The sequence below is a fragment of the Agromyces sp. Marseille-Q5079 genome (assembly GCF_051016555.1).
Classification (GTDB): Bacteria; Actinomycetota; Actinomycetes; order Actinomycetales; family Microbacteriaceae; genus Agromyces.
The window spans coordinates 55,702-75,273 of sequence record NZ_JBPEJF010000002.1 but is presented as its reverse complement, the minus strand read 5'-3'; the positions used below and the strand labels follow the sequence as shown (position 1 = coordinate 75,273).

Here is a 19,572-nt window from a genome sequence, read left to right as displayed (position 1 = left end):
AGACTACGCCCGGGGACCATCGTGCACGGTGGTCTCCTGCGCCTCGGCGACGCTGCGCGCCTCACGCTCGCGCCGCCGGGCCGACGCCCCACCGAGCCGGATGATGCCGAGTACGATCGCGACCACGACGGCCGCCGCCAGCATCCACGGCAGGATCACGCCGACCGCGACGCCGAGCCACCCGAGGAACCAGAGGAGTCCGCTCCAGCCGGCGACCAGGCCGCCCCAGAATCCGTCGGGCGCCGGCGACGGCGCGGCGTCCTCGGTGCGCAGCTCGACCGAGATCGTCGAGTAGGCGATCTGGTCGTCGAGCTGGTCGCGCTGCTGCGTCAGGCCGTCGAGCTCGCCCTGTCGCGTGGTCAGCTCCGACTCGATCGCGATGAGGTCGCCGATGTCCGCGGCCTCCGCGAGGAGCGCCTGCATGCGGGAGACGGATGCGGTGAGCGCGCTGATGCGGGCGTCGAGGTCGCGGTGCTGCGCCGAGACGTTGGCGGCGCTCGTCTGCACCGAGGTCACGTCACCGAGGGCGCGGAGCTCGTCGAGCACGGCGTCGAGGGCGTCGGCGGGGATCCGGAGCACGAGCGAGGCGGAGGCGGGCTCCGTCTCGGTGCCCGGGCGCTCGGTGCGGTCGTCGACCCGACCGTCGGCCTCGGCGGTGAGCCGGACGGCCTCGGCCGCGGCCTCGACCGGGTCCTCGACGGTGATCGAGACCCACCCGGTGGTGACGACGCTGCGATCGGCGTCGGTCGTCGCGGCGTCGCCGTCGACGCGCTCGAGGGCCGCGTCGCCGACCGCGCTGTCGGACCCTCCGTCGGCCATCGGCGCGTCGGCTGCGGGATCGATGGCGGTCGACGACTCGTCGCCGCCCGAACCGACGGTGCATCCGGCGAGCAGGGCGGCGGATGCCACGGCGACGGCCGTGGCGACCGCGAACCTGCGGGGGATGCGGGGCGAGGTGCTGCGCTGCGTGGCTCTCATGCGCACACGGTACTGCGGGGCCGGAACCTCATGTCTGGACGCCGGCTGGGAGTGCCGTCACGATCGCATTGCGGTTCGCTGGGAGTCGGTGAACGGCCCCAACGAACCGCCGGTTCCACTCGTTCACGACGCGATCGCCGAGGCCTCCGGCCGGCGGGCGGCGTCAGTCGAGATCGGGGTCGCGACCCGTGCGCGTGCCCGACTCGAGCGCGGCGATCGCGGCGGCATCCGCGTCGTCCAATGCGAAGTCGAAGACGTCGAGGTTCTCCCGGAGGCGGGGCGGCGAGGACGCCTTCGGGATCGCGATCACGCCCTGCTCCATGTGCCAGCGCAGCACGACCTGCGCGGGCGAGCGGCCGTGCCGGGCGGCGATGCCCGCGAGCGTCGGGTCCTCGAGCACCCTCCCGCGGGCGAGCGGCGACCACGCCTCCACCCGGATGCCGCGCGCGGCATGGTCCTCGCGCAGCGCACGCTGCGGCAGCCACGGATGCAGCTCGACCTGGTTGACGACGGGCGCGACGCCGGTCTCCGCCACGATGCGGTCGACGTGGTGCACGTGGAAGTTCGAGACGCCGATCGATCGGACCCGGCCCTCGGCCTGCAGCCGGACGAGCGCGCGCCACGTGTCGACGTAGAGATCGGTCGACGGCACGGGCCAGTGGATGAGGTACAGGTCGAGCGCGTCGAGCCCGAAGCGCGCCATGGAGGCGTCGAACGCCCGGAGGGTCGCATCGAAGCCGTTGTCGTCCTTCCAGACCTTGCTCGTGACGAACAGGTCGTTTCGGGCGACCTCGGCCTCGCGGACGGCACGTCCGACCTCGGCCTCGTTGTCGTAGAACGCCGCGGTGTCGAGGTGTCGGTACCCGGCGCGGATCGCCGCGAGCGCCAACGCCGTGGCATCCGTCGCCGGCACCTTGTAGAGCCCGAAGCCGAGCTGCGGGATGCGGGCGCCGTCGGCGAGCTCGAGCTCGGGGGCGGGCGTCAGCGGTTCGTCGGTCATCGGGGCTCCGATCAGCTCGGCTGCATGGGCACGGGTTCGGTGTCGGGGATCGGGCTCGCGTCGCGCCCGCGGAGATCGGGATGCCAGCGGCGGCCGAACGTCGGCACGAGCACGCCCACGAAGGCGAAGCCCGCGGCGATCCAGAACGCGCCCTGCGCGCCGTACCCGTCGATGAAGAAGCCGGCGAGGGCGGACCCGAGCGCCGCGCCGATGAGCTGTCCGGTGCCGACCCAGCCGTACGCCTCGGCGGTGTCCGAGAACTTCACGCTCGCCGAGACGATCGAGAACAGCACGGCGAGGGCCGGCGCGATGCCGATGCCCGCGATGAACAGGGTGGCGGCGAGCCACCAGAAGTCCATCACGAACGCGGCGAGGGCCATGCCCGCGAAGACGATGAACATGCGGCGGGCCGTGGCCCACGGCCCGATGGGGATGTGGCCGAAGAGCAGGCCGCCGGCGAGCGAGCCGACCGAGAAGATCGCGAGGACGAGCCCGGCCTCGGGCCCGCCGTGGCCGAACACGGCCACGACGCCGGCCTCGACCGCGGCGCACGCGCCGATGAGGAGGAACCCGACGACGGTCGCGAGCAGCACGGCCGGCCGGGTGAGCACGACGCCGAACCTGCGCTTGGACCGCGGGATGCGCACGCGCCCGAGCTCGGGCGAGCTGATGAACCAGGCGCCGCCGCCGACCATGAGCGCGGCGGCGAGCATGATGGCCCAGACCGTGCCGATCTGCGTCGCGATGAGCGTCGTGATGACGGGGCCCACGACCCAGATGATCTCCTGCGCCGAGGCGTCGAGCGAGAACAGCGGGGTGAGCTGGCGGGAGTTGACCATCTTCGGGTAGATCGTGCGCACGGCCGGCTGCACCGGCGGGGTCGCGAGCCCGGTGACGAACCCCACGAGCATGTAGAGCGGCACGGTCAGGGTCAGCAGGCCGATCGAGAGGATGCCGGTCACGCACACGATGGTCGTCACGATGAGCACGGGTCGCATGCCCGCACGGCCCATCAGGCGGCTCGTGAGCGGGCCCGCGATGGCCTGGCCGATCGAGGTCGCCGCGAGCACGAGGCCGGCCGAGCCGTACGAGCCCGTCTGCTGCTCGATGTGGAGCAGGAACGCGAGCGAGAGCATCCCGGACGGGAAGCGTGCAGTGAGCTGGGCGGCGATGATGCGAGCGACGCCCGAGGTTTTCAGAAGGTCGGTGTAGCTTCCCACGGTGGCACCACTCTAGCGATCCGGATGCCGCGGGCGAGGGTACGCCGGGGCGCCCTGCGTGTCCTGCGCTGTACGCCGTGGCGCGCGTCGAGCCGGTCGATGAGGCGCGTCAGCGCCGTGTCGAGACCATCCGGGACGCGACGATGGTCTCGATACGCTCCTTCGTCGCTCCTCGACCGGCTCAGGCCGCGAGCGCCTTGGCGATGCGCTGGGGCGAGACGGGCTCGGCCGTGCGCAGTTCCTGTGCGAACAGGCTCACGCGCAGTTCCTCGAGCATCCAGCGCACGCGCACGAGGTGCTCGGGCGCCTCGGGGTCGATCGGGATGCGACCGCCGGCGGCCTCGAACGCCGCGAGCGAGGGCTCGAACTGGTTCATGGCCTGCCGGTCGCGGCCCGGGTTCTCGACGAGCTTCGCGACACGGGCGTCGATCGCCGCGAGGTAGCGGGGCAGGTGCCGCAGCCGATCGAGGCCCGTCGCCGAGACGAAGCCCGCTGGGACGAGCCCCTCGAGCTGCGCGCGCGCGTCGCCCAGCGCCGACATCAGGTGGATGCTCGACGCCTTCGCGATGGCGCGATCGACCTCGCGCGCCGCGCGGACGATGCGGGCCACGAGCGCGACGGTCTCGAACATGCGATCCATCACGTTCGCCGCCACGGCGTCGCGCACCGCGTCGAACTCGGCGCGAGTGCTCAGCAGGCCGTCGGGATGCCGGGCGCGGAGCTCGGCGTCGACGCAGGCGGCGAGGCAGTCGTCGAGCAGCGCGCGCGGGCCCGGGTAGGCGCTCGCCGCCAGCGCGAGCTTCTCCTCGTTCGAGAGGTGCTCCTGCACGTAGGCGACGGGGGTCGGCGTCGCCAGGATGAGCAGGCGGCGGATGCCGCGGCGCGACGCCCGGTCGCGTTCATCGGCGGTCGCGACCAGGCGCAGGGCGACGCCCGTCCTCTCGTCGACGAGGGCGGGGTAGGCCCGGATCACGTTGCCGGCCTGACGGGTGTCGAGGTGCGTCGGAAGCTCGTCCCACTCCCATGCGGTGATGCCGGAGCGCTCGGCGAGGGCGGGGTCCGCGGCGGCGACGTTCGCTCGCGGTGACCGGCCGACGGGGGCCGCGTCGGGTCGGGGGGTCGCACCGCCGCGGCGCCGGCCACCGGCATCCGCGGTGCCCGTGACGGCCTTGGCGACCGCCTCGCGCGTGCGATCGGCGAGCTGCAGCTGCAGGGCGGCGAGGTCCTTCGAGGAGCCGAGCGCGCGACCGCGCTCGTCGACGGCGCGGTAGGTGACGCGCAGGTGCGGCGGCACGCGCTCGAGGTCGAAGTCGCCCGGGTCGACCGGGGCGTAGGTGAGCGCGCGGATGACGCGTGCGAGCACCGCGGTGAACGCGTCGCGCTCCTCGCCCCGTTCGGGGCCCGAGGGCAGCTCGGCGGCGATCTTGGCGGCCCACTCGGCGGCGGGCACGACCTGGCGGCGGATGACCTTCGGCAGCGTGCGGAGCAGGGCGGTGATGAGCTCGTCGCGGAGGCCCGGCACCTGCCAGTCGAATCCGCTGGGGGAGATGCGCGGCAGCAGCACGATCGGCACGACCACGGTCACGCCGTCATCGTCGGTGCCGGGCTCGAAGCGGTACGAGAGCGAGAGCGTCTGGTCGCCCTGCACCCAGCGGTCGGGGAAGTCCTCGCCCGTCTCGGCCACGGACTCCTCGCCGAGCAGGTCGGCGCGGGTCATGGTGAGCAGGTCGGGGCGTCGGCGCTGCTCGCCGCGCCACCATCGCTCGAACGAGCGCGTGTCCGCGACATCCGCCGGCACTCGCGCCTCGTAGAAGCGCACCACGGCCTCGTCGCCGACGAGGAGGTCGCGACGGCGCGTGCGCTCCTCGATCTCGCCGAGCTCGCGCCGCAGCGCCGCGTTCGCGCGGACGAAGCCGAACACGCGGCGGTCGAGGCGGTCGGAGTCCCAGTCCTCCTCGACGAGCGCGTGCCGGATGAACAGCTCGTGCGCGAGCGACGGGTCGACGCGTGCCAGCAGGATGCGCCGCTTCGCCACGATGGGTACGCCGAACAGCGTCACCTTCTCGTCGGCCACGGCCGAGCCCTGGCGGCGCTCCCAACGGGGCTCGCTGAAGGTGCGCTTCGCGAGCGGGCCCGCGAGCTGCTCGGCCCAGGCGGGGTCGATCGCCGCGTTGGTGCGCGCGAAGAGGCGGCTCGTCTCGACGAGCTCGGCGCTCATGATCGCGGCCGGCGGCTTCTTGGCCAGCGCCGACCCGGGGAACACGACGAACCGCGCGTTGCGGGCGCCGACGAACTCGGCCTGCTGGCGGCGGCCCTTGCGCTCGGACTCGCGGGCGGAACCGGCGCCGCCGCGGCCCGACGAGGTCTTCGAGTCGTCGCGCAGTCCGATCTGCGAGAGCAGCCCCGCGAGCAGTGCCCGGTGGATGCCGTCGGCGTTCGGCTCGCCGGCCTCCTTCGCGACGTGCAGGCCCAACGGCTTCGCGAGGCGCACGAGCTGGCGCACGAGGTCCTGCCACTCGCGCACGCGCAGGTAGTTGAGGTACTCGGACTTGCACATGCGCCGGAACGCGCTGCCGGAGAGCTCGCGCTGCTTGGCCTCGAGGTGGTTCCAGAGGTTCAGCAGGCTGAGGAAGTCGCTCGTCGGGTCGACGAAGCGGGCGTGGAACTGGTCGGCCTGCTCGCGCCGCTCGAGCGGGCGTTCGCGCGGGTCCTGCACGGTGAGGCCCGCGACGATCGCGAGCACCTCGCGGGAGACGGCCTGGGCCTTCGACTCGAGCACCATGCGCGCGAAGCGCGGCTCGATCGGCAGGCGCGAGAGCTGGCGCCCGATGCGGGTGAGCTGGGGGCCGCGTGCGGCCGCGGCATCCGCTCGCCCGTCGCGCCCGGCCCGGTCGCCGCGGTCGTCGTCGATGGCGCCGAGCTCGCGCAGCAGGTCGAGTCCGTCGCGGATGCCCCGACCGTCGGGCGGGGTGAGGAAGGGGAACTCCTCGATGGGCCCGAGCCCGAGCGAGGCCATCTGCAGGATGACGGCCGCGAGGTTCGTGCGCAGGATCTCGGGGTCGGTGTACTCGGGACGGCGCTCGAAGTCCTCCTCGGAGTAGAGGCGGATCGCGATGCCGTCGCTCGTGCGCCCGGAACGCCCGGAGCGCTGGTTCGCCGAGGCCTGCGAGATCGCCTCGATGGGCAGGCGCTGCACCTTCGAGCGCACCGAGTACCGGCTGATGCGCGCGGTGCCGGCGTCGACGACGTAGCGGATGCCGGGAACGGTCAGGCTCGTCTCGGCGACGTTCGTCGCGAGCACGACGCGTCGGCGGAGGCCGGCGACCTTCGACGGCTCGAACACCTTGTGCTGGTCGGCCGACGACAGGCGCCCGTAGAGGGGGAGCACCTCGGTCTCGCCGGCCCGACCACCCCGGGCCGTCGCGTAGTGGGCGCGCACCGCGGCCTCGGCGTCGCGGATCTCGCCCTCGCCGGAGAGGAAGACCAATACATCGCCGGATGACTCGCGGTCGAGCTCGTCGAGGGCGTCGAGGATGCCGCGCTGCACGTCTTTATCGTCGGCTGCCGCGCCCTCGTCGTCGCTGTCGTCTCCGCCGGCGCCCGCGCCCTGCTCGGCGACGAGCGGCCGGTAGCGCACCTCGACGGGGTACGTTCGGCCGGACACCTCGATGACGGGGGCGGGCTCGGGTTCGGGCAGCGGCGTGCCCGAGGCATCCGTCTCGCTCGCGAAGTGCCGGGCGAAGCTCTCGGGGTCGATCGTCGCGCTCGTGACGATGACCTTGAGGTCGGGCCGGCGGGGCAGCAGGCGCTTGAGGTACCCGAGCAGGAAGTCGATGTTGAGGCTGCGCTCGTGCGCCTCGTCGATGATGATCGTGTCGTACTTGCGGAGGTCCCGGTCGCGGTGGATCTCGTTCAGCAGGATGCCGTCGGTCATCACCTTGATGCGCGTGGCGTCGCTCACCTGGTCGGTGAAGCGCACCTGGTAGCCGACGAGGCCGCCGAGCTCGACGCCGAGCTCGTCGCTGATGCGCTCGGCGATGGTGCGGGCGGCGATGCGTCGCGGCTGGGTGTGCGCGATGGACTCGCGCCCGAGCTCGAGGCAGATCTTCGGCAGCTGCGTGGTCTTGCCCGAGCCGGTCGCGCCCGCGACGATGACGACCTGGCTCTCGCGCAGGGCGCGCGCGATCTCCTCGCGCTGCCCGGAGACGGGCAGTTCGGGGGGATACGTGATCACGGGGATCGGCGAAGTCGAGGTCATCAGCCCTCCATCGTACGGCGGGCCTGGGCCGCGGTGGTCGCGATCGTCGCGCCTTCGCGCTGGGCGAACCCCCTGTCGGATGCCGCGGCCCGCGTGGTGGGATGGGAACATGACCGATCAGCTCGTTCCCCGCGTCCAGCTCAACGACGGCACCTCGATCCCGCAGCTCGGGTTCGGCGTGTTCAAGGTCGATCCGGGTGAGACCGAGCGCATCGTCAGCGACGCGCTCGAGGTCGGCTACCGCCACCTCGACACCGCCCGCATCTACGGCAACGAAGAGGGCGTCGGGCGCGCGATCGCGGCATCCGGCATTCCCCGTGAGGAGCTCTTCATCACGACCAAGCTCTGGAACGACGACCAGGGCACCGAGTCCGTGCGCACCGCGTTCGAGCTGAGCCGCGAGCGCCTCGGGCTCGACTACCTCGACCTCTACCTGATCCACTGGCCGACGCCGGCGCGTGACCGGTACGTCGAGACCTGGAAAGCGTTCGAGCAGCTGCGCGAGACCGACGGCCTGCGCTCGATCGGCGTCTCGAACTTCCTCGCCCACCACCTCGAGCGGCTCATCGCCGAGACCGAGGTCGTGCCCGCGGTCGACCAGATCGAGCTGCACCCGTACCACCAGCAGCCCGAGACGGCGGCGTTCGCCGAGGAGCACGGCATCCGCATCGAGGCGTGGGGGCCGCTGGGGCAGGGCAAGTACCCGCTCTTCGACCTGCCGGAGGTGACCGGGGCCGCCGCGGCGCACGGCGCGACCCCGGCGCAGGTCGTCATCCGCTGGCACCTGCAGCGCGGCCACATCCTGTTCCCCAAGTCCAACCGTCGCGAGCGCATGGCCGAGAACTTCGACGTGTTCGGCTTCGAGTTGAGCGAGGCCGAGGTCGACGCGATCACCGGGCTCGAACGCGAGGGTCGCGTGAGCGCGCACCCCGACGAGTTCAACTGAGCATGAACCGCCTCGCGGGCGCGCTCAGTCCGTACCTGCGCTCGCACGCGGACAACCCCGTCGACTGGTTCCCGTGGGGCGAGGCGGCGTTCGCCGCGGCGCGCGAACGCGACGTGCCCGTGCTCGTCTCGATCGGGTACGCGACGTGCCACTGGTGCCACGTCATGGCCCGCGAGAGCTTCAGCGACCCGGCCGTCGCGGCGTACCTGAACGAGCACTTCGTGGCGATCAAGGTCGACCGCGAGGAGCACCCCGATGTCGACGCGAGCTACCTCGCCGCGGCATCCGCGTTCACGAAGCAGCTCGGCTGGCCGCTCACGGTGTTCGCGACGCCGGAGGGGCGGGCGTTCTACGCCGGCACGTACTTCCCACCCAGAGGGGTGCAGGGCGTGCCGGCGTTCGTCGACGTGCTCGTGGCGGTGACCGAGGCCTGGCACGAACGGCGCGGCGAGCTCGACGAAACGGCCGGCGCGGTCGCCGAGGCGCTGGGCACGGCATCCGTCGCCTCGACCGAGGGGGCACTGCCCGACGCCGCCGCGCTCGCCGGGGCCGTGCGGCTGCTCGCCGACGAGGAGGACGGCGTGCACGGCGGATTCGGCGGGGCGCCGAAGTTCCCGGTGGCCCCGGTGCTCGACTTCCTCGCGGCATCCGGCGGCGACGGGCGCGCGCTCGCCGAGCGCACGATGCTCGCGATGGGGCGATCGCCGCTCCGCGACCCGATCGAGGGCGGCTTCTTCCGCTACGCGACGCGCGCCGACTGGAGCGAGCCGCACTACGAGCGCATGCTCACCGACAACGCGCTGCTGCTGCGGGTGCTCTCCGAGCTCATCGTGCAAGCCGACGTCCCCGACGACCTCGATGCCGTCGATGAGGTCGAGGGGCTCGCGGCGGGCGTGAGCACGTTCCTCCGCACCGTCATGCAGCTGCCGTCCGGCGGCTTCGCGAGCGCGCAGGACTCCGAGAGCGACCTCGACGGCGTGCGGTCCGAGGGCGGCTACTACGCGCTGCCCGCCGACGAGCGGATGCGGCATCCGTCGCCCGCCCTCGACGACAAGGTGCTCGCGGGCTGGAACGGGCTCGCGATCGGCGCGCTCGCGCGCTACGCCGCGGTCGCGGGCGGCGCAGAGGCCGACGAGGCGCTCGCCGCCGCGACCCGCGCGGCCGAGCACGTGCTCGGCCGGCACCTCCGACCCGACGGCACGCTCGTGCGCGCCTCGCTCGGCGCGGAGGTGTCCGACGCGGTGGCCACCCTCGAAGACGTGGGCATGCTGGCCGGCGGCCTCCTCGACCTCGCGCTCGCCACCGGCGAGGCGTCGTACGCCGTGACCGCACGCGCCCTCCTCGACCGCGCGATCTCGCCCGACGGCCGATTGGTGCCACCCGGCGGACCCGACCCGGTGCTCGCGGCCCGGGGGCTCGCGCTGCCCGACGACCCGGCCGAGGGGGCGACGCCGTCGGGACTCACGTCGTGCGCCGACGCCGCGTGGCGCCTGGCCGCCCTCGGGGCCGGCACCCGATACCTCGACGCGGCGCGCGAGGCGATGCGCTCGGTCGCGGGCGTCGCCGTGCAGCGCCCGATCGCGTTCGGCGGGTCGCTCGCGCTCATGGCCAGGCTCGCCGCGCCGATCGTGCAGCTCGTCACGGTGGTGCCGGATGTCGCGGACCAGGCGCCCGCCGAACCGGTCGAGCCCGCCGCCGTGTTCGATGCCGTGCTCGGCGAGGGGTTCCGGCCGGCGTTCGACCGGGCGGTGGAGCTCGTCGACGCGTCGCGTCGGCACGCGGCATCCGTCACGGCGATCGTCACGGAGTCCCAGGCGCGGGCCTTCGCCGAGGCCGGCTTCGAGCTCTTCGAGGGGCGCACGGCCATCGCCGGGGAGGCGACGGCCTTTCGGTGCGAGTCGTTCGTCTGCGCGCTGCCCGTGCACGGGGCATCCGAACTCTCCGCGCTCGGACCGGGTCCGCTCGATGACCGTACGATGAGGGCGTGACCACAGCCCCCACCGCACGCCGATCGAACCCCGCGGGCACGGTCGTGCTCGCCGCGGCCGTCGACGCCGTGCTCGTCGTCGTCTTCGCCCTCATCGGCCGCAGCAGCCACGCCGAGGCGCTCGACCCCGTGGGCCTCTGGGGCACGACCTGGCCGTTCCTCGTCGGAGCCGCACTCGGGTGGCTCGCGATCCGCGCCTGGCGCGCCCCGTTCGCGGTGTGGCCCACGGGCGCCGTCGTCTGGGCGTCGTCGGTGATCGTCGGCATGCTCCTGCGCGTGGTGTCCGGCCAGGGCACCGCGGTGGCGTTCATCATCGTCGCGACCGTGACGCTCGGGCTGTTCCTCGTCGGCTGGCGGGCGATCGCGCAGCTGGTGCGCCGGCTGCGGCGCCCGGCGGCGGGCTCCGCGGCATCCGGAATCGGCGCGGCATCCGGGAGCGGGCGGGCATGAACCCGATCGAGTGGCTCTTCGACGCGCAGCTCGTGATCGGCGACCAGGTGGTCCTCTGGCGCGAGATCATCGGCAACCTGTTCGGCCTCGCGAGCGCGCTCGGCGGGCTGCGTCGCAAGATCTGGGCGTGGCCGGTCGGCATCGTCGGCAATGCGCTGCTCTTCACGGTGTTCCTCGGCGCGGTGTTCGACACCCCGAACCCCGTGAACCTGCTCGGCCAGGCCGCGCGCCAGGTCATGTTCATCATCGTCTCGGTCTACGGCTGGATCCGCTGGTCGCAGCACCAGCGCGCCGGCGGCGCGGACACGCCCGCGGTCGAACCCCGCTGGGCGGGCTGGAAGGTGCGCGTGCTGCTCGGCGTCGGCATGGTCGGCGGCACGCTGCTGCTCACGCCGATCTTCCGCGCGCTGGGCTCGTTCGAGCCCGTGTGGGCCGACGCCTGGATCTTCATGGGGTCGCTGCTCGCGACCTACGGCATGGCCCGGGGATGGACCGAGTTCTGGCTCATCTGGGTGGCGGTCGACCTCGTGGGCGTGCCACTGCTGTTCAGCGCGGGCTACTACGCGTCGGCGTTCATGTACGTCTTCTACGGCGCGTTCACGCTGTTCGGCTTCTTCGCCTGGATGCGCGTGCAGCGCCGGGCTACCAGGCTGACGGGATCCGGTCCAGCACCTTCCACACCGCAGCACTGAGCTCGGGCAGCTCGAGCGCGATCTCGCGCAGCAGGTCGAACTCGAACTTCTCCACGTCGCCCTCGCGTGCGGCCGGGTGGTATGCCCGCGCCCGGGCGGGGCTCCAGCGGTCGGAGTGCATGCGCTCCTCGCGGAGGGTGGCCACGACCTGCTCGTCGACCGACGGCAGGTCGGGAAGGAAGACCCACGGGTCCTCGCCGAGGCGGCACCGCAGTTCGATGAGCGCCGAGAGTTCGTCGCGCGCGTCCTGCCGCAGGTTCTCCAGCGTCGTCGCATGTGTCATGGCGACCTCCCCTCGCTGTGTCGATGCTATCCACGCTACGACCCTCGTGTGTCGTGCGGGTTACGCCGGGTGACCCGAGATGGACGCCGGATGACGCGCCGGTGACGATCGTCGGAGACGCCGGGTGACACGGCCCCCACGATCACGGACCATGCCGGCTGGAACGCGCATCGGACGCCCGCATTCGGTCGACGCGGGGCGTGCGCTTGAATGGACGGATGAACGTGCACGCAGACCCCGGCCAGGACCGCATCGGCACCGCCGGGCCCGAGCGCCGCCGCGAGCTGCTCGCCTCGCTCGCCGCCGACCTCCGATCCGCACGGTTCGCGGTCGCCTCGCTCGACTCCCTCTGGGGCGCCGAGGCCGCCGCGGCCCTGCACCGCGGCCAGCGCGTTCCCGCGAGGCGGGTGCTCGACGCCAGGCGCGCCGGGCACGGGGCATCCGCCGAGCTGGCGACGCTCGCCGAGCTCTTCGTGCTGGGCCTGCCGGTCGGACGCGACGAGCTCGCGCGCGCGCTCACGACGCTCGGCGTCGACGGCGCGATCGAGCTCGGCCTCGTCGAGCCAGTCCCGGCCGAGCCCGTCGACGGCGACGCCCCGACCGGCGGCATCCGGGCCGTGCTCGACCTGCGGCCCTACGCCTTCGTCGACGCCTTCGGGGCGGGCGAGTGGTGGATCCTGTCCGACCTCGGCGAGCTCGCGCTCGGGCACGCGCTCGGCGAGCAGCACGTGCTCGGCGTCGGGGGAGCGTCGATGACCCTGTCGGGCCTCATGATCCCCGATGCCGCGACGAGCGTGCTCGACCTCGGCACCGGGTGCGGCATCCAGGCCATGCACGCCGCGCGCTTCGCCGACCGCGTCGTGGCCACCGACATCTCGGCCCGGGCGCTCGAGATCGCGGCGATGAACGTCGAGCTGAACGGCATCGAGGGCGTCGAGTTCCGTCTCGGGAGCCTCTTCGAACCCGTCGCCGGCGAGCGCTTCGACCGGGTCGTCTCCAACCCGCCGTTCGTCATCACCCCACGACGCGAGGGCGTGCCCGAGTACGACTACCGCGACGGCGGCATGGTCGGCGACGGCATCGTCGAGGCGGTCGTCACCGGCGCCGGCGCCCATCTCGAGCCCGGCGGCATCGCCCAGCTGCTCGGCAACTGGGAGTACCGCGGCCGCGACGACGCGTTCGACCGCGTCGCCGACTGGACCGCCCGAAGCGGGCTCGAGCACTGGATCGTCGAGCGCGAGGTGCAGCACGTCACCGAGTACGCCGAGACGTGGATCCGCGACGGCGGCACGCGGCCGGGCGAGGAGTTCGACCGTCTCTACGACGCATGGCTCGACGACTTCGCCGAGCGCGGGGTCCGCGAGGTCGGGTTCGGCTACGTGCTGCTGCGCCGGCCCGAGCAGGGGGCGGATGCCGCGGGCGCGACGCACGCGGCATCCGCTCGCCTGGCCCGGCTCGAACGCCTGCACGGGCCGCTCGGCTCCGCCGGGGCGACCCTCGGCACGCACCTCTCCGAGTGCCTCGAGGCGCACGACCGGCAGGCGGGGCTCGACGACGCCGAGCTCGCGGGCTCCCGGCTCGCGGTCGCCCCCGACGTCACCGAGGAACGCCACCATTGGCCCGGCGACGAGAATCCCACCGCCATGGTGCTGCGGCAGGGCGGCGGGTTCGGGCGCGCGATCACGCTGGACACCGGACTCGCGGCGCTCGTCGGCGCCTGCGACGGCGAGCTCGAGGTCGGCCAGATCATCGCGGCCATCGCGCACCTGCTCGAGGTCGACGCCGCGGCGCTCGCCGCGGAACTGCTGCCCGCCGCGCGCACGCTCGTCGACGACGGCATCCTGCGCTTCGCGGACCCGGCGGCCGGGTAGCCGTCAGACGGTGCCGGCCGGCGGCCAGAGGCCGATGATGAGCGCCATCACCACGAACGTCACGAGTTCGTGCGCGATGTTCAGGATCGTGAGCCCCGACGGCCGGCCCTCGAACGCATCATGGGTGATGAAGCGCGCGGCCGTGAAGCCGGCCCACGCGACGGCCGCGACGGTCAGGGCCACGACCAGGTAGTTGCCGCCGAAGGCGAGCCAGGTGACCTGCACGGCGAGCGCGAGCACCCACGCCGAGATGAAGCTCACGATGAGGGTCGTGAGGATCGGCCCGACCGCGCTGCGGTCCTCCATGTCGACCTTCGCGACGCGCATCCAGTAGTTGCCGAAGACGTTCGGCGTGTACCAGATCGATCCCACGACCATCGTGGAGATCGTAGCGAGCACGACGGCCCAGTAGTTGACCTCGATCGACATCGATCACCTTCCCCCTGCGGCGCCGCCGCTCGGCCGGAGTCTATCGGCGAGGAATGCTCGACAAGCGGAACCGGTCGTGGGCGCGATGCCGTGTCGCGTGCCCGACTCTGCGCCGCCTCGGAGGAGGGCGGCGGTAATGTCGTCTGCGCACACCGAAAGCGAGCCCATGCCCGACAGTCCGCTCTCCGCCTCCCCGTACGAGGTGCTCGGCGTCCGCGCCGACGCGAACGACGACGAGCTCCGCCGTGCGTACCGCCGCGCACTGCGCCACGCCCATCCCGACACGGGCGGCTCGACCGCCCAGTTCGACGCCGTGCAGCGCGCCTGGAACCAGGTGGGCACACCCGACGCCAGGTCCGACTTCGACCGGCGCGGGCGCAGTGCGACCCCCGAGCCCACGCACGAGACCTGGGCGCCGGCCCCGCCGCGGCCGCGTCGCGACTCCCGGCCCCTCGCACGTTCGTACGGACACCCCGGCGGCCTCACCCGCCAGCGCTACCTCGACGGCATCCGCGAGTGGGTGGGCCTCGGCGACGAGATCCCCGACCCGTACGACCCGACGCTCGTGCGACGCGCTCCCCGGGAGATCCGGCACCTGCTCGCCGACGCCCTCGCCGAGGAGGCGACCGCCCGCTCGCTCGCCACGCTCGGCATCGCCTTCACGGTCTGGCACGACCTCGCGACGGATGCCGCGGGCCCGGGCCTGCCCCCGAAGCTCGACCACCTCGTGCTCGGCCCCACGGGCCTCTTCGCGATCCAGTCCGAGGACTGGGGCGGACCCGTGCGCTTCCGGCGCGGCGAGCTCATCGGCGAGGCGCTCGCCGGCGAACGGCCCGTGCGGGCGCTCGCGGCGCGGGCGAAGTCCATCGGACGCGCGGCGAGGGTCAAGCCGACTGCGCTGCTGATCGTCGTGCCCGACGAGTTCGCCGACGAGCCGCTGCAGATCGGCGGCTCGCACCGCGGCGCCGTGATCGCGCTCGTCCGGGCCTCGCGCCTCGCGAGCGCCGTGTTCGAGGGCATCCCCGGATCGGCGCACCTCGGCGGCTCCGAGGTCATGGAGGTGCGCACGCGCCTGCAGCAGTCCGTGCGCTTCGCCTGAGCCGACGACACGCCGCCGTTCTGCCGCCACAGGTCACGTTCTGCGGCTTCCGGGCGGGGAGAGACCGCAGATCGTGACCGGTCGGCGTCACTGGCGCGGCGTGTCGTGACGTGTGAGGTCGTGCCGGGCCGTCGCCGGTTCGCGTCCGCGGCATCCGACGGTGTTGGATTGACCCATGCCACCCGTTGATCGTGACGCCCACGTCGAAGACCTCGCCTCGTTCATCCGCGAATCCCCGTCGTCCTACCACGCGGCCTCGGCCGTGGCCGATCGGCTCGTCGCAGCCGGCTTCGAGCGACTCGACGAGGCCGAGGCGTGGCCTTCAGGACCCGGCCGACACGTGGTCGTGCGCGACGGCGCCGTCATCGCCTGGGTGCAGCCCGAGGCCGCGACGACGACGAGCCCGTTCCGCATCCTCGGCGCGCACACCGACTCGCCCTCGTTCAAGCTGAAGCCGGGCGCGTCCACGAGCTCCGAGGGCGTGCTGCAGGCCGGCGTCGAGGTCTACGGCGGGCCGCTGCTGAACTCGTGGCTCGACCGGGAGCTCGAGCTCGCCGGCCGCCTCGTCACCGCCGACGGCACCGTGCACCTCGTGCGCACCGGCCCGTTGCTGCGCATCCCGCAGCTCGCGATCCACCTCGACCGCGAGGTCAACAAGGGCCTCACGCTCGATCGGCAGCGCCACCTGCAGCCCATCTGGGGATCGGGTGCCGCGCGCGACGTGCTCGCCCACCTCGCCGACCTCGCGGGCGTGCCCGCAGACCAGGTCGCGGGGCACGACGTGCTCGTCGCCGACACCGCCGCCCCGGCACGGTTCGGGCTCGACGACGTCTTCTTCGCCGCCGGGCGCCAGGACAACCTGACCTCGGTGCACGCCGGACTCGTGGCGCTGCTCGCGGCCGCCGACGACGCGGCATCCGACCACGTGAGCGTGCTCGCCGCGTTCGACCACGAGGAGCTCGGCTCCGAGTCGCGCTCGGGCGCGAGCGGACCGTTCCTCGTCGACGTGCTCGCGCGCATCGCCGTCGGCCTCGGCGCCGACGAGGTCGACCGCAGGCGCTCGTTCGCGGCGTCGTGGCTGCTCTCCTCCGACGCCGGGCACGCCGTGCACCCGAACTACCCCGAGCGGCACGACCCCGTGAACCGGCCCCAGCTCGGCGGCGGTCCGCTCCTGAAGCTGAACGCCAACCAGAAGTACGCCTCCGACGCACTGGGGTCCGCGCTCTGGGCGCGCACCTGCGAGCAGGCGGGCGTGGGCTTCCAGCCGTTCGTGTCGAACAACGCCATCCCGTGCGGGTCGACCATCGGCCCGCTGAGCGCGACCCGGCTCGGCATCCGCACGGTCGACGTGGGCACGCCGCTGCTGTCGATGCACTCGGCCCGCGAGCTCTCGCACGTCGACGACCTCGCCGCCCTCGCGTCGGCGGTGACGGCCTTCTTCGCACCCGCCTGATCGCGTCGCGCGTGCGGCCTCGGCGACGGGCGCCGCACGCGCGGCCGGCGACGCGTGAACCGTGGCCGGATGTCGCGGGTCGTCGTCCGGATTTCACGAGACCTCCGAACCGCGCCGGTGGCAGGGTCGGAAGCATGACGCCGCACACGATCACCACGACCCTCTTCGACCACGTGGCCGACCCGGCCGACGCGATCGCGCACTTCCGCGGGCGCCTCGGCTTCGAGGCCGACGTCTCCGACGTGCAGGCCGCGCTCGCGGACGGCGAGCCGTTCGTGCTCATCGACACCCGCAACGACGCCGCCTGGACCCAGGGCCACGTGCCGGGCGCCGTGCACCTGCCGCGCCGCGACATCGGCGCGCGCGCGGCGTCGATCGTGGCCGTGGGCACTCCCGTCGTCGTCTACTGCTGGGGACCCGGATGCAACGGCGCGACGCGCGCCGCCCTCGAGTTCGCGACCCTCGGGTACCCCGTGAAGGAGATGATCGGCGGGTTCGAGTACTGGGTGCGCGAGGGGTTCGCCTTCGACACGGCCGAGGGGCTCGCGCAGCGCGTGCCCGACGGGCTCACGAACGTCGCGCCCGACGGGCTCGTCGGCCCCGCGGCGGGCGTCGGCCCCGCGGCATCCGTCACCGCGATCGACCACGGCATCACCTGCGCCTGCTGAGCGGATCCGCCGGCGCGAATCGGAACTGCGCGAGCACGTACTGACGGGCTCAGCACTCGACGACGTTGACGGCGAGGCCGCCGAGGCTCGTCTCCTTGTACTTGTCCTTCATGTCGATGCCGGTCTGGCGCATCGTCTCGATCGCGGCGTCGAGCGAGACGAGGTGGGTGCCGTCGCCGTGGAGTGCGAGGCGTGCGGCCGAGACGGCCGTCGACGACGCGATCGCGTTGCGCTCGATGCACGGCACCTGCACGAGGCCGCCGACCGGGTCGCAGGTGAGGCCGAGGTGGTGCTCGACCGCGATCTCGGCCGCGTTCTCGACTTGCTGCGGGGTGCCGCCGAGCACCGCGCAGAGCGCCCCGGCGGCCATCGCGCAGGCCGAGCCGACCTCGGCCTGGCATCCGCCCTCGGCGCCCGAGATCGACGCGTTGCGCTTGACGAGCGAGGCGATCGCGGCGGCCGTGAGCAGGTAGCGGCGGATGCCGGCGGCATCCGCACCGGGCACGAAGCGCAGGTAGTAGTGGCCGACCGCCGGGATGATGCCCGCGGCGCCGTTGGTGGGCGCGGTGACCACGCGGCCGCCCGACGCGTTCTCCTCGTTGACGGCGAGGGCGAACGCGTGCAGCCACTCGGTGGTCGTGTCGCGGGCGCCGGGGTGCCCGGTCTCGTCGCGCTCGTACTGCTCGAGGCGGCGGCGCACGTCGGGCGCCCGGCGCTTGACCTTCAACCCGCCCGGGAGCGTGCCGTCGGTCGCGAGGCCGTGCTCGACGCAGGCGGTCATCGCCGCCCAGATGGCGTCGAGGCCCTCGTCGATGCCGCGGTCGCCGTGCAGGGCCACCTCGTTGAAGCGCACGATGTCGCAGAACGAGACGTCGTGGCGCTCGCAGAGCTCGAGCAGCTCCGCCGCGTTGGAGTAGGGGAGCGGATAGCGCACGACCTCGGACTCCTGCGGGGCGTCGCCGTCGCGGCGGATGAACCCGCCGCCGACCGAGTAGTACGTCTCCTCGGCGAGCGGGAGGGCGTCTTCGCCCCGCCAGGCCTGGAGCGTCAGGGCGTTCGGGTGCCCCGGCAGGCGCGTGCGCGGCGCGAAGGCGATGTCGTCGACGGTCATGGCGATCGGATGCCGCCCCGCGAGCGACACGTCGGCGCCGTCGCCGAGCGACGTCCAGGCGCCGCGGACCTCGTCGGGGTCGCACGTGTCGGGACGGAGTCCGCGGAGGCCCGCGACGACGGCGTCGGGCGTGCCGTGCCCCAGCCCGGTCGCGCCGAGCGAGCCGTAGAGCGTGCACGTGACCCGGTCGACCTGCTCGAGCCGCCCGTCGTCGGCCAGACGCTCGACGAACGCCCGCGCGGCCCGCATCGGGCCGACCGTGTGCGAACTCGAGGGCCCGATGCCGATCGAGAAGAGATCGAGGGCTGAGACGAACGCTGTCACGATCCCAGCGTACGTCGAAGGGCCTGCACGAGGGCGGCGACTTCGTGGAGAATCTTGCGTCGCAGGAGGCTGCCGCACACGGTCTTCGCGCAGCTGGGCGGATCTAGGCTGGAAGGACCCATGAACGATCCGAACACCGTCACCGCGCCGTCCCAGAACCGAACCCTCGACGCCCCGGCTCCGCAGCGCGACGACGTGCACGTGCGCCTCATCCGACCCGATGAGGTCGAGGCCGTCTCGGCGCTCGCCGTCGGCGCGTACGCGGCCTCGTACGACCTCAGCGACGGCTACCGCGCCGACATCGGCGCCGTCGCCGAGCGGGCTCGCGACCACGAGGTGTGGGTCGCCGTCGACACCGGCACCGACGCGCTGCTCGGCACCGTCTCCACCCCGCGCGAGGGCCGCACGATGTCGCCGGTCGCGCACGACGGCGAGCTCGACTTCCGCCTCCTCGCGGTCGCCTCGACGGCCCGACGCCGGGGCGTGGGCGAACGCCTCGTCGAGCACGTGCTCGACCTCGCCCGCGAGCGCGGCATCGCCCGCGTCGTGCTGAACACCGGTCCCGACATGCTCGCGGCGCATCGCCTGTACGAGCGCCTCGGGTTCGCGCGGCTGCCCGAGCGCGAGCACACGATCACCCGCGCCGACGGGTCGGCGTTCCTCCTGATGGCGTACGGGCGCGCCGCCGAGGCATCCGCGGCCTGAACCGACCCGGCGAGGCGTCGATCGCGCCCGCCGACCGCCCCGCCGACGACCGCTGTCGCGGCGCTGTCGCGGCTGTGAGCGCCGTGCAAGTGCCGTGT

16 protein-coding genes are annotated in these 19,572 nt (G+C 73.3%); 9 read left to right on the top strand and 7 right to left on the bottom strand.

Annotated elements, in window-relative coordinates; genetic code table 11:
• Positions 1-3: 3 nt before the first annotated feature.
• From ACR3IO_RS04100 to hrpA, 4 genes are all read right to left on the bottom strand, one after another.
• On the bottom strand, positions 4-978 hold the full coding sequence (locus tag ACR3IO_RS04100; RefSeq protein ID WP_434069904.1) for a DUF4349 domain-containing protein: 975 nt from the start codon (positions 976-978) through the stop codon (positions 4-6).
• A gap of 163 nt (positions 979-1,141) precedes the next feature.
• Entirely contained in the window at positions 1,142-1,963 is an 822-nt protein-coding gene (locus ACR3IO_RS04095) for an aldo/keto reductase (protein WP_434070561.1), read from the bottom strand.
• A 26-nt stretch (positions 1,964-1,989) separates the two neighbouring features.
• On the bottom strand, positions 1,990-3,198 hold the full coding sequence (locus ACR3IO_RS04090) for an MFS transporter (protein WP_434069903.1): 1,209 nt from the start codon (positions 3,196-3,198) through the stop codon (positions 1,990-1,992).
• A gap of 181 nt (positions 3,199-3,379) precedes the next feature.
• The gene (gene hrpA, locus ACR3IO_RS04085) at positions 3,380-7,456 is read right to left on the bottom strand and encodes an ATP-dependent RNA helicase HrpA (protein WP_434069902.1); all 4,077 of its coding nucleotides are present in this window, start codon (positions 7,454-7,456) and stop codon (positions 3,380-3,382) included.
• Positions 7,457-7,565: 109 nt separating this feature from the next.
• On the opposite strand from hrpA, the gene ACR3IO_RS04080 reads away from it, so the two are divergent.
• The 4 genes from ACR3IO_RS04080 to pnuC are packed head-to-tail and all read left to right on the top strand — an operon-like array spanning position 7,566 to position 11,531.
• Positions 7,566-8,402 carry an aldo/keto reductase gene (locus ACR3IO_RS04080; protein WP_434069901.1) on the top strand — a complete coding sequence of 279 codons (837 nt, stop codon included), beginning with the start codon at positions 7,566-7,568 and terminating at the stop codon, positions 8,400-8,402.
• 2 nt (positions 8,403-8,404) lie between these two features.
• The gene (locus tag ACR3IO_RS04075; protein WP_434069900.1) at positions 8,405-10,390 is read left to right on the top strand and encodes a thioredoxin domain-containing protein; all 1,986 of its coding nucleotides are present in this window, start codon (positions 8,405-8,407) and stop codon (positions 10,388-10,390) included.
• Entirely contained in the window at positions 10,387-10,839 is a 453-nt protein-coding gene (locus tag ACR3IO_RS04070; RefSeq protein WP_434069899.1) for a DUF3054 domain-containing protein, read from the top strand. The genes ACR3IO_RS04075 and ACR3IO_RS04070 overlap by 4 nt, the downstream gene beginning before the upstream one ends.
• Positions 10,836-11,531 carry a nicotinamide riboside transporter PnuC gene (gene pnuC / locus ACR3IO_RS04065; RefSeq protein ID WP_434069898.1) on the top strand — a complete coding sequence of 232 codons (696 nt, stop codon included), beginning with the start codon at positions 10,836-10,838 and terminating at the stop codon, positions 11,529-11,531. The genes ACR3IO_RS04070 and pnuC overlap by 4 nt, the downstream gene beginning before the upstream one ends.
• On the opposite strand, the gene ACR3IO_RS04060 is transcribed toward pnuC, so the two are convergent.
• Complete coding sequence (locus tag ACR3IO_RS04060; protein WP_434069897.1) at positions 11,482-11,814, bottom strand: hypothetical protein; 333 nt, start codon at positions 11,812-11,814, stop codon at positions 11,482-11,484. The two genes, pnuC and ACR3IO_RS04060, sit on opposite strands and share 50 nt — an antisense overlap.
• A gap of 218 nt (positions 11,815-12,032) precedes the next feature.
• Here ACR3IO_RS04060 and ACR3IO_RS04055 point away from each other — a divergent pair, with 218 nt between their 5' ends.
• A complete protein-coding gene (locus ACR3IO_RS04055) occupies positions 12,033-13,685 on the top strand; it encodes a DUF7059 domain-containing protein (RefSeq protein ID WP_434069896.1) in 1,653 nt (550 codons plus the stop codon).
• A gap of 3 nt (positions 13,686-13,688) precedes the next feature.
• Here ACR3IO_RS04055 and ACR3IO_RS04050 read toward each other — a convergent pair whose 3' ends face one another.
• On the bottom strand, positions 13,689-14,114 hold the full coding sequence (locus tag ACR3IO_RS04050; RefSeq protein ID WP_434069895.1) for a DUF1761 domain-containing protein: 426 nt from the start codon (positions 14,112-14,114) through the stop codon (positions 13,689-13,691).
• Between the two features lie 166 nt (positions 14,115-14,280).
• On the opposite strand from ACR3IO_RS04050, the gene ACR3IO_RS04045 reads away from it, so the two are divergent.
• The 3 genes from ACR3IO_RS04045 (at position 14,281) to ACR3IO_RS04035 (ending at position 17,334) form a co-directional block, all read left to right on the top strand.
• Positions 14,281-15,213: a DnaJ domain-containing protein gene (locus tag ACR3IO_RS04045; RefSeq protein WP_434069894.1), complete on the top strand. Its 933-nt coding sequence runs from the start codon at positions 14,281-14,283 to the stop codon at positions 15,211-15,213.
• 175 nt (positions 15,214-15,388) lie between these two features.
• A complete protein-coding gene (locus ACR3IO_RS04040; RefSeq protein WP_434069893.1) occupies positions 15,389-16,666 on the top strand; it encodes a M18 family aminopeptidase in 1,278 nt (425 codons plus the stop codon).
• 134 nt (positions 16,667-16,800) lie between these two features.
• Complete coding sequence (locus ACR3IO_RS04035) at positions 16,801-17,334, top strand: rhodanese-like domain-containing protein (protein WP_434069892.1); 534 nt, start codon at positions 16,801-16,803, stop codon at positions 17,332-17,334.
• A gap of 49 nt (positions 17,335-17,383) precedes the next feature.
• Here the strand turns inward: ACR3IO_RS04035 and ACR3IO_RS04030 are convergent, their stop codons facing one another.
• Entirely contained in the window at positions 17,384-18,769 is a 1,386-nt protein-coding gene (locus ACR3IO_RS04030) for an L-serine ammonia-lyase (protein WP_434069891.1), read from the bottom strand.
• A 120-nt stretch (positions 18,770-18,889) separates the two neighbouring features.
• On the opposite strand from ACR3IO_RS04030, the gene ACR3IO_RS04025 reads away from it, so the two are divergent.
• Positions 18,890-19,474, top strand: a complete 585-nt coding sequence (locus ACR3IO_RS04025; RefSeq protein ID WP_434069890.1) for a GNAT family N-acetyltransferase — start codon at positions 18,890-18,892, stop codon at positions 19,472-19,474.
• Positions 19,475-19,572 lie beyond the last annotated feature (98 nt).